The organism is Kushneria indalinina DSM 14324, assembly GCF_003385845.1.
In the GTDB taxonomy this organism is placed as follows: Bacteria; Pseudomonadota; Gammaproteobacteria; order Pseudomonadales; family Halomonadaceae; genus Kushneria; species Kushneria indalinina.
This window is the reverse complement of sequence record NZ_QRDJ01000006.1, coordinates 832,065-848,597: the sequence shown is the minus strand read 5'-3', so window position 1 is coordinate 848,597 and position 16,533 is coordinate 832,065. Positions and strand designations below refer to the sequence as shown.

At 61.1% G+C, this 16,533-nt stretch carries 12 protein-coding genes; 2 read left to right on the top strand and 10 right to left on the bottom strand.

Annotation, left to right across the window (positions count from 1 at the left end; translation table 11 throughout):
* The first annotated feature begins 79 nt into the window (after positions 1-79).
* Together C8D72_RS03890 and C8D72_RS03885 are read left to right on the top strand one after the other, a co-directional pair.
* Positions 80-1,981 (top strand): hypothetical protein, encoded by a 1,902-nt coding sequence (locus C8D72_RS03890; RefSeq protein WP_115853062.1) that lies wholly within the window; start codon positions 80-82, stop codon positions 1,979-1,981.
* Between the two features lie 4 nt (positions 1,982-1,985).
* The gene (locus tag C8D72_RS03885) at positions 1,986-3,938 is read left to right on the top strand and encodes a DNA topoisomerase III (RefSeq protein ID WP_115853061.1); all 1,953 of its coding nucleotides are present in this window, start codon (positions 1,986-1,988) and stop codon (positions 3,936-3,938) included.
* A gap of 102 nt (positions 3,939-4,040) precedes the next feature.
* Here the strand turns inward: C8D72_RS03885 and C8D72_RS03880 are convergent, their stop codons facing one another.
* From C8D72_RS03880 to rnc, 10 genes are all read right to left on the bottom strand, one after another.
* Positions 4,041-4,673 (bottom strand): superoxide dismutase, encoded by a 633-nt coding sequence (locus tag C8D72_RS03880; RefSeq protein ID WP_115853060.1) that lies wholly within the window; start codon positions 4,671-4,673, stop codon positions 4,041-4,043.
* A gap of 207 nt (positions 4,674-4,880) precedes the next feature.
* Positions 4,881-7,604 carry a phosphoenolpyruvate carboxylase gene (gene ppc / locus C8D72_RS03875; RefSeq protein ID WP_115853059.1) on the bottom strand — a complete coding sequence of 908 codons (2,724 nt, stop codon included), beginning with the start codon at positions 7,602-7,604 and terminating at the stop codon, positions 4,881-4,883.
* A gap of 123 nt (positions 7,605-7,727) precedes the next feature.
* Positions 7,728-8,558 (bottom strand): nucleoside triphosphate pyrophosphohydrolase, encoded by an 831-nt coding sequence (gene mazG / locus C8D72_RS03870; RefSeq protein WP_115853058.1) that lies wholly within the window; start codon positions 8,556-8,558, stop codon positions 7,728-7,730.
* A gap of 32 nt (positions 8,559-8,590) precedes the next feature.
* Entirely contained in the window at positions 8,591-10,858 is a 2,268-nt protein-coding gene (gene relA / locus C8D72_RS03865) for a GTP diphosphokinase (protein ID WP_115853057.1), read from the bottom strand.
* 24 nt (positions 10,859-10,882) lie between these two features.
* Positions 10,883-12,256 carry a TRAM domain-containing protein gene (locus C8D72_RS03860; RefSeq protein ID WP_115853056.1) on the bottom strand — a complete coding sequence of 458 codons (1,374 nt, stop codon included), beginning with the start codon at positions 12,254-12,256 and terminating at the stop codon, positions 10,883-10,885.
* 2 nt (positions 12,257-12,258) lie between these two features.
* On the bottom strand, positions 12,259-13,155 hold the full coding sequence (cysM, locus tag C8D72_RS03855) for a cysteine synthase CysM (protein ID WP_115853610.1): 897 nt from the start codon (positions 13,153-13,155) through the stop codon (positions 12,259-12,261).
* A 100-nt stretch (positions 13,156-13,255) separates the two neighbouring features.
* Entirely contained in the window at positions 13,256-14,035 is a 780-nt protein-coding gene (gene pdxJ / locus C8D72_RS03850; RefSeq protein WP_115853055.1) for a pyridoxine 5'-phosphate synthase, read from the bottom strand.
* Between the two features lie 11 nt (positions 14,036-14,046).
* A complete protein-coding gene (gene recO, locus C8D72_RS03845) occupies positions 14,047-14,757 on the bottom strand; it encodes a DNA repair protein RecO (RefSeq protein WP_115853054.1) in 711 nt (236 codons plus the stop codon).
* A gap of 2 nt (positions 14,758-14,759) precedes the next feature.
* Positions 14,760-15,698 (bottom strand): GTPase Era, encoded by a 939-nt coding sequence (era, locus tag C8D72_RS03840; RefSeq protein WP_115853053.1) that lies wholly within the window; start codon positions 15,696-15,698, stop codon positions 14,760-14,762.
* Positions 15,699-15,774: 76 nt separating this feature from the next.
* Positions 15,775-16,458, bottom strand: a complete 684-nt coding sequence (gene rnc, locus C8D72_RS03835; protein ID WP_115853052.1) for a ribonuclease III — start codon at positions 16,456-16,458, stop codon at positions 15,775-15,777.
* Between the last annotated feature and the right edge of the window lie 75 nt (positions 16,459-16,533).

Sequence of the window (16,533 nt, the reverse complement as noted above, 5' to 3'; positions counted from 1 at the left end):
ATCCTGTCAGCAAGGCCTTCTACATGTCCTGAAGCAGCCCTTGCGTTACTGCGCCCACTTTAGTTCCGGAAATACCCGCTTGTTCTCAGCTCGTTCACTGCTTCGCCGACGCCAGAATCCCAATGAGCCCCGCGTTCGTCTCGAGCGCGAAGGGCGCGACCGTATCCGCCGCATTACTCAGGCGATGGACAAGGTGCCCTGGACCAACAGCGCCATGCAGATCCTCTGGGTCAGCGGCCCCGTGACCCTGCTGGGGGCCTGGGTCGGCTACCTGCTTGGCTACGGCCGTGGCCCCTCGATGGAGAACTATGTGTTCTTCATCAGCTATGCCCTGATCACGGGTCTTGCCGGTATCATCGCCAATTTCGCCCATCATCTGACCCGGGGACGCAAGCATGAGCGTGCCGCGGCCCGGGTCTCGCAGGTGCTGGATACCCTGCCGGAACTGGTGCTGATCACCCGCAATCTGATCGTTGGCAGTCTTGAAGGCGACGCCCGTCGGCGTGAGGCAGCTGCCATGCTGCTGCGCAAGCATGACCTGTCACCTGAAGGGGTAGAACTGGCTGCCCTTGAGCTGCTTGATGATGAGGAGAGTGCCCGGCGCATCTCGCAGATCGATGTCTATCGCCGTATCGGCATGCAGTCACGCATCCGCGACCTGGTCGATCTGTATCGCGACCATATCGACCCGCGACTCAACGAGCTGGCCGACGTGGCGCCGGAGGCCATTTCACTGCTGCGCGATCGATTCGCAGGCCGGGCCCCCGATCTGCACCAGGGGGTGCCGCGCGATGAGAACTTCATCGAACGCGTGCTGGCGGCCATCGAGCAGGACAACGAACTGCTCATGACGCTGCAGGATGTCGAGGAGATGATCATTCTGGCCTTTGAGCTGCTTTGCGGGCGTCGCATCCCCATGCTCACCTTTGAGTATCGCGGTCGATGGCATCTGGCCCGAGCGCTCGACGCCCTTGAACAGACCCGCTCACGCTATCGCATCCAGCAGGCCACAGGGCTTTCCCGTCTCAAGGCATTGACCGTCTATCTCGCCGAGCAGTCGGGCACACTGGTCGAGGACGCCGCGGCGGGCCTGCGTGCCGAGACCCTGACGGCCCGTTGCCGTCAGGCCATGGATGCGCTGGCCGAGCAGATTGAACATCTCGCCAGCGGCGTACAGCAGGGACGCAGTGACCTGCGCCAGGAACTGCGCGACCGTGCCGAAATTCTGACCAATGCCCTGAAACTCTTTCGAAGCGTGCAGGAAAACTACGGCCAGATCGCACGCAGTCACGCGACGCTTATTCGTCACTCCCAGCGCTGGGAGGCGATTACCGAGCAGATGCACGACAAGGCGACGCATCTGCAGGTCGGCCCCGGCAAGCGCGGGCTTCGCATTCATGAAACTCACATCGCATTGACCGACGGCGAGAAGGCCCGCGTCTGCCGTCATCTGGCGCGCTATCTCAATGACACGCGCGCAGACCGTGAACGCTCCCAACAGCATGACCATGGCGCCAACAGCTCTCCCGCCAGCGGCGATATCGAGATGGCCAAGCATCTGGCCATCGAGATTGCCCTGGCCCTTGAGCCGCATATCCATCTGTCGCGGCCGGAAGTGCAGCGCGCCATCAATGCCACCAATGCTTCCTATTTCGGGCATCTGGAGCCGGACCTGTCGGCAGCGGCCAAGGCGGCACTGGGTGCGGCCATGGTTAACGAGATCCATGATGATCTGTCTCGCAGTGCCGAATCACTGGCCATTGCTTTGGTACGCCATTACCGGGTGGCGCTGGAACCCGAAGCGATCGACTTCCTGATTCGACAGTACGGAGCCCGTGCCTCAACGCTTAACATCCTGTCCAACATTGACCAGACCGCCCATCGCAACATCAGCCTGCTCAGCCAGCGCCCTGCGGGGATTGGCACCGTACCAAGACGCTGGTACCGGGCACTGATCAAGGCCAAAAGGGCATTGAACTGACGTCATGCAACTGATTATTGCCGAAAAACCGTCACTGGGCCGCGCCATCGCCTCAGCGCTGCCCGGGCGTTTCAGCCAGACCGAAGGTGCCCTGAGCAGTACCGATATTACGATCAGCTGGTGCTTTGGCCATCTGCTCGAGCAGGCCGCGCCTGAGGCCTACGATGAGCGTCTCAAGCGCTGGCGCCTGGATGATCTGCCCATTATCCCCTCGAAGTGGAAGCTGACCCCCCGACCGAAGGCGCGCGCTCAGCTGGCCATTTTGCGCCGTCTGATCAAGTCTGCCACCAGGATCATTCACGCCGGTGACCCCGACCGGGAAGGTCAGCTTCTCGTTCAGGAAACCATTGAATATCTGGGCTGGAAGGGCCCCATCGAGCGCCTTTTGATCAGCGACTTGAACACACCCGCCGTCAAACGTGCCTGGCAGGCGCTGGAAGACAACGCTCGCTTTCAGCCGCTCTATCAGGCAGCACTGACCCGCTCGCGGGCTGACTGGCTGTATGGCATCAACCTGACCCGAGCCTGGACGGTGACCGGGCAACAGGCCGGCATCAAGGGCGTGCTCTCCATCGGTCGGGTACAAACGCCGCTGCTGGGACTGATCGTACGCCGTGACAGAACCATCGAGGCCTTCCAGCCGGTCGATTTCTACCCGCTGTGGGCCGATTTCGCCACGCGTCACGGCACCGTCCGCGCCTGGTGGCAGCCGCGTGACCAGCACCGCCTGGACAATCAGGGTCGCCTGCTGGACCCTGCCCCCGCCAGCGCTCTGGCGGCAAGGCTGCCCGGACAGCCGGCCGTGATCAAAAGCGTCGAACAAAAGCATCAGCGTCAGAGTGCGCCGCTGCCCTACTCGCTCTCGACGCTTCAGATTGATGCGGCCCGACGCTATAAAATGTCGGCCCAGTCGGTGCTCGACTGTGCCCAGCGCCTGTACGAAAGACACCGATTGATTACCTATCCGCGCTCGGACTGTCGCTACCTGCCGCGTGATTATCTCAACGGCATCGATGCCACTTTGCGCCATGCCTGTCAGGGTGATGACACTCTTGGGCAATGGCATGCCGGTATCGATACCACACGCGTGTCGCGTGCCTTCAACGACAAGCAGATTGGTGCGCACCATGCCATTGCCCCGACCGGGCAGACGCCGCGCTGGCAGACGCTGAGCCGCGAGGAGCAAAACGTCTATACGCTGGTGGTGCGCAACGTACTGGCCCAGTTTTATCCATCCTTTGAGTATCGTGATACCCGCGTCACGCTGGAAACGCTTGATGAGGCCTTCATGACCAAAGGGCGCGAGATTCTTCAGGTGGGCTGGCGAGCGCTTTTCAATACGCCTGATGAGGATGCCATTCTGCCCGCCATGACCCAGGGCGATGATGCCCGCGTCAGCCAATGCGAGATGCAGACACGCCAGACACGCCCGCCCGACCCCTTTACCGATGCCAGCCTGATCAATGCCATGACCCATGTGGCGCGTTACGTGACCGATGACGCCGTGCGGGCAACCCTCAGAGAAACGGACGGACTGGGGACCGAGGCCACGCGGGCCAGCATGATAGAAACGCTGTTGACACGGGAATATATTCATCGACAGTCGGGCACCATTCGCGCCACTCGACGCGGCCGCGGCCTGATTGATGCCCTGCCCGAGAGTCTTTCCGGTCCTGAACGCACGGCGCTCTGGGAGCAGCGGCTCTCCAGGGTGCGAGAAGGCGACGACTCGCTGGAGGCCTTTCTTGCCGACATGGCCGGCGAGCTGACAACGCTGGTCAGCGCCGTCGATGCCGGGCGTCTGAATCAGGCCATGCAGCAGGCCGGCGGTGAACAGCCTGCCGCCTCTGCCGGTCGTAAAAAAAACCCGGCGCGCCGCGGCAAAAGCAGCGGGCGTACGACCACACGCGACACTGCCAGGCGCCGAACCTCAAAAGGTCGCAGCACGAAGCAATAGCGCGCCATCACGATCGACGCCTTGTTTGAGACACAAAAAAACCCGCATCAGCGAGGGCTGATGCGGGTTACAGACAGAGTCATCCGTCAGCGCGTTACATACTTATTTGGCAGCGTTGTAGCGCTTTTCGACTTCTGCCCAGTTAACAACATTCCAGAACGCCTTGAGATAGTCAGGACGACGGTTCTGGTAGTTCAGATAGTAGGCGTGCTCCCACACGTCGACGCCCAGAATCGGCGTGGCATCATGGCCGCCATAAGCCTGCGAGGAGACCGGGCTGTCCTGGTTGGCAGTGGAGACGATCTCCAGGTTGCCATTTTTGACCACAAGCCATGCCCAGCCGGAACCGAAGCGGCCCTTGGCAGCCGTTTCAAACTTCTCGGCAAAGGCTTCGACGCTGCCGAAGGTCTTTTCGATGTCGTTCATCAGCGTGGGGAATTCCTTCAGACCACGCGCGTTGGGGGTCATGATTTCCCAGAACAGCGAATGGTTGGCATGACCGCCGGCGTTGTTGCGAATGGCGGTACGCTGCTCTTCCGGCACGCGATCCAGCTGCTTGAGCAGCTCCGGCGCCTCGAGCCCGGCCAGATCTTCAGGAAGCTTTTCCAGCGCAGCGTTTGCATTGGTCACATAGGTGTTGTGATGCTTGCCATGGTGGATTTCCATCGTCTGCGCATCGATGTGCGGTTCGAGTGCATCAAATGCATAGGGCAGTTCGGGAAGCTTGTAAGCCATGGTCAAACTCCTTCTTCGCTCGCTGAGCGGGTTTAAACCGACGACTGCGTTTTGATCCCCGCAATCGTCATGAAAGTTGAGGGCACACGATGGTGGGAGACCACCACCGTATGCGTCCTATAAGACATTAGGTGCCAACGCAGGCTTTTCAAGGTCAGTGACACAATTCTTTGTTCGCCATTCGTGTCATTGCCTCTCTCATCATGCTTAACCGGTGTTGCGAAGGCCCGCCGAAATGCCGGCCATGGTGACCATCAGGGCGCGCTGCAGGTCCGGGGAGATATCGCCCTCAAGCTGGCGGCTTCGATATAACAGTTCAGCCTGCAGCCCGTGCAGTGGATCGATATAGGGATTGCGTATATCCACGGCCTGACGAATCAGTGGCGCATGTTCGAGCAGATGGCTCTGTTCCCGAATGCGCAAAAGCGTCTTCTCAAGCCCCTGCAGGCGCTCGCGCAGTGAGGTCCCCAGCGCGCGGGAATTGTCATCATCGATCAGACGCTCTTCATAATAGGCATTGATCTCGGCATCGGCCTTGGCCAGCAGCATCTCGAGCATGTCCAGGAAGGTGCCAAAAAACGGCCACTCGTTCATCATTTCGCGCAGCCGGGCCATGCCCTCCTCGCTCTCGCTGCGCTCGGCAAAGGCGGCATCGCTGCCCAGCCACGCCGGCAGCATCAATCGCGTCTGTGTCCAGGCAAATATCCAGGGAATGGCCCTGAGCGTTTCAACACCGCCCGTGGCGCGACGCTTGGCCGGCCGGGAGCCCAGCGGCAGCCCGGAAAGCGCCGTTTCCGGTGTCACGGCGCGAAAATAGGGCACAAAGGCCGGGTCTTCCCGCACGATGCCTGAATACACCTGATGCGCGCGCGTGGCGAGGTGATCCATCTCCTCACGCCACGCCTGCTTTGGTTCGATCGGCGGCAACAGCGTCGCTTCCAGCACCGCACTGAGATAGATCTCCATGGAACGCACGGCGATACGGGGCTGACCGAACTTGAAGCGAATCATCTCGCCCTGTTCGGTCACCCGCAGACTGCCCTGCACGGAGCCCGGCGGCTGGGAAAGAATCGCTGCATGCGCCGGACCGCCCCCACGGCCTACCGTGCCGCCACGCCCGTGGAAGAGCGTGAGCGTGACACCGTGTTCATGACAGACCTCGACCAGTCGCTCCTGGGCACGATACTGCGCCCAGGCCGCCGCCAGCTGGCCGGCATCCTTGGCCGAGTCCGAATAGCCGATCATCACTTCCTGACGCGCATCGATCAGGTTGCGGTATTCCGACATGCCCAGCAGGTCATTGATCACATGGCCGGCACGGTCCAGATCATCGAGCGTTTCAAACAGCGGTGAGATGGGCAGACTGACCCGGCCGCCCACCGCCTTCATGAGAAGCGCCACGGCGAGCACGTCACTGGCCTGCCCCGCCATGGAAATGACATAGGAGCCCAGCGCCTCGCTGTACTCGGAGCCGATCACTTCAAAGGTATCGAGCACCTCACGGACCTCGTCCGAGCAGGGCCACTGCGCGGGAATCAGCGGGCGCGGCGAGTTCAGCTCAGTTAGCAGAAACTCGCGGCGGGCCGGCTCGTCCCACTCGGCGTAGTTGCCAAGCCCCAGATATTGCGTCAGCTCTTCGAACACCTGCGTGTGGCGGGTGGACTCCTGGCGAATGTCCAGACGGGTCATGGTGGTGCCAAAACAGGCCACCCGACGCAGGGTATCCAGCAACGCCCCATTGGCGATCACATCAAGACCGCAGGCCATCAGCGAGTGATAACAGGCTTCCAGCGGCGCCTGCAGCGCCTCGCGCGTATCCACCGTGGGCCGCTCGCCGCTCCAGCCGTGCCCTTCCCAGATCATCTGCGCCTTGTCGCGGGTCGCCCCCAGACGCTGTTCGAGATCGCTGAGCACCTTGCGGTAGGGCTCGGGACAGGGGCCGCCGGCCAGTTCGATCAGCTCCGGCGTGGCCTTCCACATGGAAAGCTCAAGACGCAGCTGCTCGACATCGCGGCGGAAACTCTCGGCCGCGCGGTGGCGCTCAAGCAGCAGCACTTCACGGGTGACCGCCGAGGTCACGTTGGGGTTGCCGTCGCGGTCGCCACCCATCCATGACGCAAACCGGATGGGCGCTGCCTCTAATGGCAGGCGCCGACCGGCACGCGACAGCAGCATCTGATCCAGCTCGCGGTAGAAGGTCGGCACGGCCTGCCACAGCGACTGTTCGATGACCGCCAGCCCCCAGCGTGCCTCATCCACCGGCGTCGGCCGCTCGGCACGGATCTCGCTGGTGTGCCAAGCCTGACTGACCAGCTCATTGAGACGCCCCTGCAACTGCTCCAGACGCTCGGGGTGCTCTTCGCTGGCGTTGAGCTCTCCCAGACAGCCATTGATGGCGTCATATTTGCGGATCAGGGTGCGCCGGACCACTTCGGTCGGATGCGCCGTCATGACCAGCTCGATGCGCATCGAGGCAATGCGCTCGATCAGCGCCTCGCCGTCATGGCCGGCCTGCGTCAGACGTTCCAGCAGGTCATCCAGACGCGGCTGGGTGCCGGGGCGATAATCCTCGACCCGGCGAAAGCGACCGCGATAGTGCTGCTCGGCAAGGTTGGCCAGGTTCAGAAACTGGTTGAAGGCTCGCGTCACCGGCAGCATGCGCTCTTCAGGCAGGTTACGCAGATACTCGATCAGTTCGGCGCGGGCACCGGCATCCTTGCGCCCCTGCTTTGCCAGCGCCCGGATTTTTTCGATCTGATCGACAAGGTCGGTGCCCAGGTCATCGGCAATGGTGTGGCCCAGGCTGTCACCCAGCAGACGCACATGCTCACGCAGTGAGGCGTGAAGCACATTGTCATCCAGCGCATGGTCGTTATCGGAAACGTCCCCTGAAGAGGCACCTCCAGGGGCAGAAGAAGAAGCGTATTGCATGAAAGACTCCGCGAGGCGCATGACAGGAAGCAAGAGCCTGACGCGGTCGGGGAACAACAACAACACTACAACAATGACTTGCGACCAAAGTCGAAGTCATGCGAACTCATGGGGGATTAGCCGCTACTGCCCACGCTCGATGCGCTTGGCCTCCTGCCAATGACACTCAAGGGTGTCGAGGTCGGTATGCTCGATGGGATGGCCGCTTTCCCGAACGGCGTCTTCCACGTGGCGAAAACGCCTTTCAAATCGCTGACCGGTACCGCGCAGCGCCTGTTCCGGATCCACCTCCAGATGGCGAGCCAGATTAACCACGGCAAAGAGAAGATCGCCCAGCTCGGCGTTCATGTTCTCCTGATGGCCGGCCTCGATTTCGACTTCCAGTTCGGCCAGCTCCTCGCGAATCTTGTCCAGCGCGCCGCGGTGGTCGGGCCAGTCAAAGCCTGCCCGGGAGGCGCGACTGGAGAGCTTGCTGGCGCGAGACAGCGCCGGTAGTGCCAGCGGGATGTCGTCCAGGTGTGATGTGGCCGCGCGCGAATCACGCTCGTTAACCTTGCGGGCCTCCCAGCGCTGCCCGACCGCCGAGGTATCCACATCAACCGCCGCCACACCCTGTCGCCGCGAGCCGAGATGCCCGTCAGGAAACACATGCGGATGACGGGTGATCATCTTGGCCGTCAGCACATGGACAATATCGTGAAAGTCGAAACGGCCTTCTTCGCGGCCAAACTGGGCGTAATAGACGATCTGAAACAGCAGATCCCCCAGCTCGCCGGGCAGCTCATCAAAGGCGCGACGCTCGATGGCATCGGCCACTTCATGCGCCTCTTCGATCGTATGGGGCACGATGGAATCCCAGTGCTGAGCCACATCCCACGGACACCCCTGCTGCGGGTCGCGCAAGACCTGCATCAGGGTGAGCAGATCATCGAGCGTGTAACGTGCCTCTTGCATCGAAATACCCTTTTTCACCTTAAAATCGCGATCTAGACCGAATCCTTCAGGCTGCCACCGCCCTGACGCAGCCGACGGATATCGGTCACGTTGGTCAACTGCCCGATCCGGTTGACCACCTTTGACAGCACATCAAGCCCCGACACCTCCAGCGTGATTTTCAGCGTGGCCATATGGTCATCACGATTGGTAGAGGTATTGACGCCCAGTACGTTGACCTTTTCATTGGAAAGAATACCGGTGACATCGCGCAGCAGATTGGAGCGATCCCATGCCTTGATTTCGATATCGACCGGGTACTGGATCGGTTGCTGCTGGCCCCACTCGACCTGAACGACGCGCGCCGGCTCATCGCTTCGAAGCTGCAGGATATTGGGACAATCCTGACGGTGCACCGTGACCCCCCGCCCCTGGGTGATAAAGCCCACGATGTCGTCCCCCGGCACCGGATGACAGCAGTTGGCCATCTGGGTCTTGAGATTGCCGACCCCCAGCACGGTGATGGTATCGGTGCTTTCACGTACACCCTGGCGACGCGGACGCGCCAATAGACGGTCAAGTTCATCGACATCTTCGGTTTCACCGAAAAGATGCTGCGCCTGGGAGAGTACCTGCCCGATGCGAAGATCGCCGGCGCCAATGGCGGCGTACATGTCTTCAGGACTGGTGTAATTTACCGCCTGCGCCAGGCGCGTGCGATCCAGACGCTCAAGGTCCAGACGGCGAAATTCGCGCTCCAGCAGAACGCGCCCCTCCTCCTCGTTTTGCTCACGCGCCTGCAGCTTGAACCATGACTGGATCTTGGCCCGGGCACGGGAGGTACAGACATACCCCAGCGACGGGTTGAGCCAGTCGCGGCTCGGGCCGCCCTGGGTGGCGTTGAGAATCTCGACCTGCTGTCCGGTCTTGAGCTGATAGGTCAGGGGGACAATGCGCCCATCCACCTTCGCACCGCGGCAGTGGTGGCCGACTTCGGTATGCACGCGGTAGGCAAAGTCGATCGGTGTCGCGACCCGGGGCAGGTCGATCACGTGCCCTTCCGGGGTAAAGACGTAGATGCGATCGGGAGCGATGTCGGAGTTGAGCCCCTCGGTAAGATCGGTCAGCTCGCCGACCTCCTCCTGCCACTCGAGCACCTGACGCAGCCAGGCAATCTTTTGCTCGTAGCTGCGGCTTTTGGAGTCGACATCGGTGCCCTTGTAGCGCCAGTGCGCACAGACCCCAAGCTCGGCATCCTCATGCATGGCGAAGGTACGAATCTGGATCTCCAGCACCTTGCCCTCGGGCCCGAAGACAGCCGTATGCAGCGACTGATAGCCGTTTTTCTTGGGGTTGGCGATGTAGTCGTCAAACTCGTTGGGCACGTGATGCCACAAGGAGTGGACAATCCCCAGTACGGTGTAGCAATCGGTGACTTCAGGCACCAGCACCCGCACGGCGCGCACATCGTAGACCTGTGAAAAGTCGATGTGCTTGCGCTTCATCTTCCGCCAGATCGAATAGATGTGCTTGGCACGCCCGGAGAGGTCATAGCGGGTGATGTTCTGCGCCTCGAGAAGACGCTTGAGCGTGTCCACGACATCGTGGATGTAGCGATTACGATCCAGTCGCTTCTCCGCCAGCTGTTTGGCGATGGTCTTGTAATCGTTTTCATGCAGGTAGCGAAAGGAAAGATCTTCCAGCTCCCACTTGATCTGGCCGATCCCCAATCGATGCGCCAGTGGGGCATAAATGTCGAACACTTCGCGCGCCACACGCAGGGCACGCTCGCGGGAACCATCCTTGACCTGGCGCAGCATGCTGGTGCGTTCGGCAATCTTGATCAGGGCCACACGCACATCGTCTACCATGGCCACCAGCATCTTGCGCAGATTTTCCTGCTGATTGTGCTGCGTCATGCCCTGATCCGGCGCCTGCAGCTGAGAGATGGCCGCCATGCGCAGCACCCCATCAATCAGGCTGGAGACTTCCGGGCCGAACTCACGCTCGATCACGTCCAGACGCGTCAGCCCCTCGCGCACGCTGCGATACAGCACGGCGGCCGTGATGGCCTGCTGATCGAGCTTGAGCTCACTGAGGATATCGGCCATTTCAAGCCCGATACGAAAGGCGGAATAGATGTCACGCCAGGCAGGCTGCTGGCTGGCAGCCTCCTGATTGATCCTCGCGGCGAACCGGCAGGCGCGTTCAAGCTCGGCCGGGTCCTTGAGGGGGACTTCGCTTTGAAGATGGGCAAGCCAGGTCGTGATATCGACTCGTCCATCGGCATCGAGCGGCTGATCTTCGCGAACCTTGACCATGTAACGCGATTCCCGTCTTGTCTTTTATGTAGGCTGACGCTCGAGCAGCACCAGCGATTCCAGATGCGCCGTCTGCGGGAACATGTCGGCCACGGCTGCCCTGACCAGACGATAGCCACCGCTCACGAGTAGATGCACATCGCGTGCCAGCGTGGCCGGCTCACAGGACACATAGAGCACCCGTGAAGGCCCGCTCACTGCAAGCGACTGACAGATGCCCTGAGCCCCGGCGCGAGGCGGATCAAGCACCACGAGCGCCGCGTCCTCCAGCCCGGGGGGCGCACTGGCGAGATCCGTACAGCGCGCCTCGATATCATCCGATACGCCTGCCGCCTGTGCATTATCGCGCAGGCGCTGCACCATTGATTCCCGACCTTCGTAGGCGATTACGCGCGCCCCGGCAGCGGCAAGGGTCAGGGAAAAATTGCCCACGCCGGCAAAGAGATCCACAACAGACATCCCGTCATGGATATCAGCCCACGCCAGCACCTGCGCCACCAGCTGATGATTCACCTCGGCGTTGGCCTGCAGGAAATCGCCGTTTTGCACACGAATATTCAGGGCGTCGTCACCGGGAAGCGCCCGATAACTCGGCCATGTCTCGGGCCTGTCGTCCAGACGCTCCAGTGCCGGCTTTTCACCTTCGCCGCAAACAACGCTCAAAAGCACACCATACTCATGGGCAAACTGCTGCCAGCGCGCCAGATCATTGGAAACACGGCGGAGCTGGCGCAGGGTAATCATGACGTTTTCATCACCGGCCACCAGTTCGATATGCCCCAGCCGACGCGGCGCTTCAAGCGTTTCGATCAGCGCGCGCAGCGGCTGAAGCAGCGCTTCCAGACGGGGCTCGAGAATCGGACACTGCTCGATATTAAAAAGCCGATCCTGCCCGCGCACCCGATAGCCCATGTGAATGCGGTCATCACTGCCGACCCGAACGCCCAGTCGCGCACGGCGGCGATAGCCCCATGCGTCACCTTCCAGCAAGGACAGCTCGGGAAGTTCAATATCATGGCGCGCCATGTGTTCACGCAGCACCTGCTGCTTGTGACGACGCTGGCCTTCGATCGCCAGATGCTGCAGATCACAGCCACCACAGCGGCCAAAATGGGCACAGCCCGGCGTCACGCGCTCATCGGATGCCTTGAGGATTCGGCGCACGTGGCCTTCATCATACCGACCGTGCTGGGTATGCACGGCCACTTCGATTTCTTCACCGGGCAGCGCCTGCTCGATAAAAAGTATCTTGCCCTCAAGATTGTGCGCCACACCGCGTCCATCGTGCGCCAGGCGCTCGATCACCACGCTTCCTTCATCAGCGCGTTTCGCGCCCGGCGATTCCAGACGCTTGCGCGTCGCGGGTCGCTGCTGACGACGCTGTCCCAACATGGCCATGTTTAATGCTGCTCCGGTGCATAAAGACCGGTGGAGAGATAACGGTCCCCACGGTCACAAACGATAAAGGCGATCACGGCGTTGTCGACTTCGTGCGCGATACGAAGGGCGCCCGCCAGCGCGCCGCCCGAGGAGACGCCAGCCAGAATGCCCTCTTCCCGTGCCAGACGCCGCATGTGTTCTTCGGCTTCCTGCTGACCGATATCGATGACCCTGTCAACGCGCGACTGCTCGAAGATGCTGGGACGATAGGCCTCGGGCCAACGGCGAATGCCGGCAATGCTGGCACCATCCTCGGGCTGAAGCCCCACGATCTGGATCGCGTCATTTTTTGACTTCAAATAGCGCGAGACGCCCATGATGGTGCCGGTGGTGCCCATTGAGCTGACAAAATGGGTGATGTTGCCCCCCGTCTGTTCCCAGAGCTCGGGCCCGGTAGTCTCGAAATGGGCCAGTGGATTGTCATGGTTGGCAAACTGATTGAGCGGTTTGCCTTCGCCTCGAGCGATCATGGCATCCGCCATGTCCCGGGCACCTTCCATGCCCTGATCCTTCGTGACCTCGATCAATCGGGCGCCATAGGCGGCCATGGCCTGCTTGCGCTCGCTGCTGGCACTGTCCGGCATGATCAGAATCATCTGATAACCACGTATGGCCGCTGCCATGGCAAGCGCAATGCCGGTATTGCCGGAAGTGGCTTCAATCAGCGTGTCGCCGGGTGTGATCTCACCGCGCGCTTCGGCGTGGGCAAGCATCGACAGGGCCGGACGATCCTTGACCGAACCGGCAGGATTGTTGCCTTCAAGCTTGGCCAGCAGCGTGCTGCTGCCGACCTGAATGCGCTTGAGGCGCACCAGCGGGGTATGCCCGATGGTGGATTCGATTGTGGGGTAATCCATGCAGCGCTCCAGAATCAACGGGATGCCAAAAAAGAGCCTATTATAGCGCGGCCCGATCAACGCATTGTCTTTAGCGCTAATGCGTTCAGTGCCGCCGTCTTCAGGCCGAGTGCTCGAACGTACTGAAGGCGCGCGCCTGTACCATCAAACGCTTCATTTCACGCACGGCCTCGTCAAGCCCGGTCAGGGCGGCACGTGAGACAATCGCGTGGCCAATGTTGAGCTCATGAAACCAGGGCATGGCCGCAATGGCTTCTACATTGTGGTAGTGCAGGCCGTGGCCGGCGTTGACGGTCATGCCCAGGGTATGGGCCATTTCGGCCGCCGCGGCAATACGGGCGAGCTCGACATCGGCATTGTCGCGTGACGCCTCCACCCAGGTCCCGGTGTGCAGCTCGATGGCGCGCGCGCCTGCATCGAATGCTGCCTGAATCTGATCCGGCTCGGGATCGATAAACAGTGACACCTCACAGCCTGCTGCCGCCAGACGCTGGCAGGCCTGTCGAATGCGATCACCGCCCCCGACCACATCCAGACCGCCCTCGGTGGTCAGCTCCGCACGCTTTTCAGGCACCAGGCAAACATTGGCGGGCCTGAGACGCTCAGCCAGCGTGATCATCTCCTCGACCACGGCCATCTCAAGGTTAAGACGCGTGTTGAGCATCTGCATGGCAAGCTCGATGTCACGGTCCTGAATGTGACGGCGATCCTCGCGTAGATGCATGGTAATGCCATCGGCACCGGCCTCTTCACTGACCAGGGCGGCCTGCACCGGGTCGGGAAAGCGCGTGCCGCGCGCCTGTCTCAGCGTGGCGATATGGTCAACATTGACGCCCAGCAGAATCCGCGGCGGCAGGGCATTAACGATTTGATCCGACATGGTGGTCTCCTTCAACGCGCGCCGGTTCGGCGTCGGCGCATCAGTTCGTTCATCAGTTCCCGCGAGCGCAGCTCACGACTTCCCAAAAGCGGCGCCAGTGCCTGACGCGTCAAAACGCGTGCGGTACCGGCAAGGCCCGGGGAATCCCAGTCCCCACGAGCAAGCCAGCCCAGCGCACGCGCTTCAAAGGCCGGCCCCTCCAGGGGCGCCGGACGAAAACGTTTCAGGGAAGGGTCGTAGTGATAGCGCCCTTCACGATCCAGCGGTCTGTCCTGCTCATCAAGAAAGACGGGCTCGCTGTCGAGCGCTTCAAGAAGCGTGATCTCAAAGCGTCGGAGCGCGCCGCCTCGCCTCTCGGGAAAGGGCAACGCCTCAAGCAGCGCTGCGTAAAAGGCAAACAGGGTGTCTACCGGCATCGACAGGGGCAAAAGACGACTCATCAGCTCGTTGGCATACAGCCCGCAGATAAGACCTTCCCCTGCCAGCATGGCACCCGGCCCCTGGGATTCAATGATTCTCAGGGTTTTCAGCTCGCCCTCGCCCTGCCAGGTCAGATGCAGCGGCGTGAAGGGCTGAAGCCGATGGCGCGTTCGACTGCCCGGACGCATCACACCGCGCGCCACGGCGCGGATACGCCCGTCGTATAGCGTCAGTATGTCCGCCAGCGCGCTGGTTTCGCGCCAGGCCTGACGGTGCAGCAGATACGCCGGCTGCAGTTCCATGATCAGTCCAGATCGTAACCAAGGCTTTTCAGGGCGCGTGCGTCATCGGACCAGCCACGCTTGACCTTGACCCAGAGCTTTAGCATGACCTTGCAGTCAAAGGCCTTCTCCATCTCAAGGCGCGCTTCCTGGCCGATCTTCTTGATGCGCTCGCCCCCTTCGCCGATCAGAATCTTTTTCTGTCCGTCGCGCTCGACCAGCATCAGGGCATGGATATGAATGATGTGGCCTTCATCGCGAAACTGCTCAACTTCTACCGTCATCTGGTAAGGCAGCTCATCACCGAGCTGGCGCATGACCTTTTCACGCACCAGCTCGGCGGCCAGAAAGCGCTGGCTGCGATCGGTGACCTGATCTTCGGGAAAGAAATGAACGTTTTGCGGCAGGTGTTTGGCCACTTCGGCTTCAAGTGCTTCAACGTTGGTGCCATGGCGCGCGGAAATCGGCACGATGGCGGCAAAATTGCGGCGTTTCTCAAGCTCGGCAAGCCACGGCAGAAGTTTCGAGCGATCGTCGATCCAGTCCACCTTGTTGACCGCCACGATGACCGCCGCCTGCACGTGGGAAAGCTTCTCAAGCACGATATCGTCTTCATTGGTCCACTTCGTGCGATCCACGATAAAGACCACGCAATCGATATCGCGCAGCGCCTGGGTGGCGGCTTGGTTCATGAAGGCATTGATGGCCCGATTGCGATCCTTTTGCATGAGGTGAATACCGGGCGTATCCACATAGATGGTCTGCGTGTCGGCCTCGGTCTTGACGCCCATGACCTGATGGCGGGTGGTCTGCGGGCGCCGCGAGGTAATGGAAATTTTCTGACCCAGGATGCGATTCATCAGGGTTGATTTGCCCACGTTAGGGCGGCCGACAATGGCCACAAATCCACAGCGCGTGGGCGCACCGGATTCGGGAGTGTCGTCCGTGGTATTTTCGTTCATGAAAGGCTCCACGTTAACGTGTGTCCGGTGTTGCAGGGAGGATGCATAAGGTAGCAGTACAGCCCATGGCGACCGATCATCGCCGTGCCGACTCGATCAGTGTCAGTGCCTGTTCGGCTGCCTGCTGCTCGGCATGACGACGGCTGGCGCCGGTGCCGGTGGTCGGTGCCTTGAGCACGTCCACATGACAGCTGACAGTGAACTGCTGGGCGTGCGCCTCGCCTTCAATATTGAGAACCTCGTAGCGCGGCAGCGGAATCTGGCGGGACTGTAGAAACTCCTGCAGGCGTGTCTTGGGATCCTTCTGGGTATCCTCAAGGTTGAGCGCCTGAAGACGTCCATCATACCAGGCCAGCACGCAACGTCTGGCAACGGTCATGTCACTATCAAGATAGATGGCGCCAATGATGGCTTCCACGGCATCGGCCAGAATGGAGTCGCGCCGGTGTCCGCCGCTTTTCATCTCGCCCGAGCCCAGCCGCAGGAACTGGCCAAGCTCGAATTCGCGAGCCAGCTCGGCCAGCGTTTCACCCTTGACCAGCCGCGCCCTGAGCCTTGAAAGCTGCCCTTCGCGCGCCTGAGGGAAGCGTGCATAGAGCGCCTCGCCCACGACAAAATTGACAATGGAATCGCCCAGAAACTCGAGTCGCTCGTTATTGGCACCGCCATAGCTGCGGTGCGTCAGGGCGAGTTCAAGCCGGGCCTTATCGTCAAAACGATAGCCGAGACGGTCGCTGAGGATATTGAGGGAACTGCTCACGAGATAGTCGCTTTGTTCAATGAAACAGGCATAAATGATAACAGAAGCTGTCCTTCGACAGCTTCTGTTGGATGG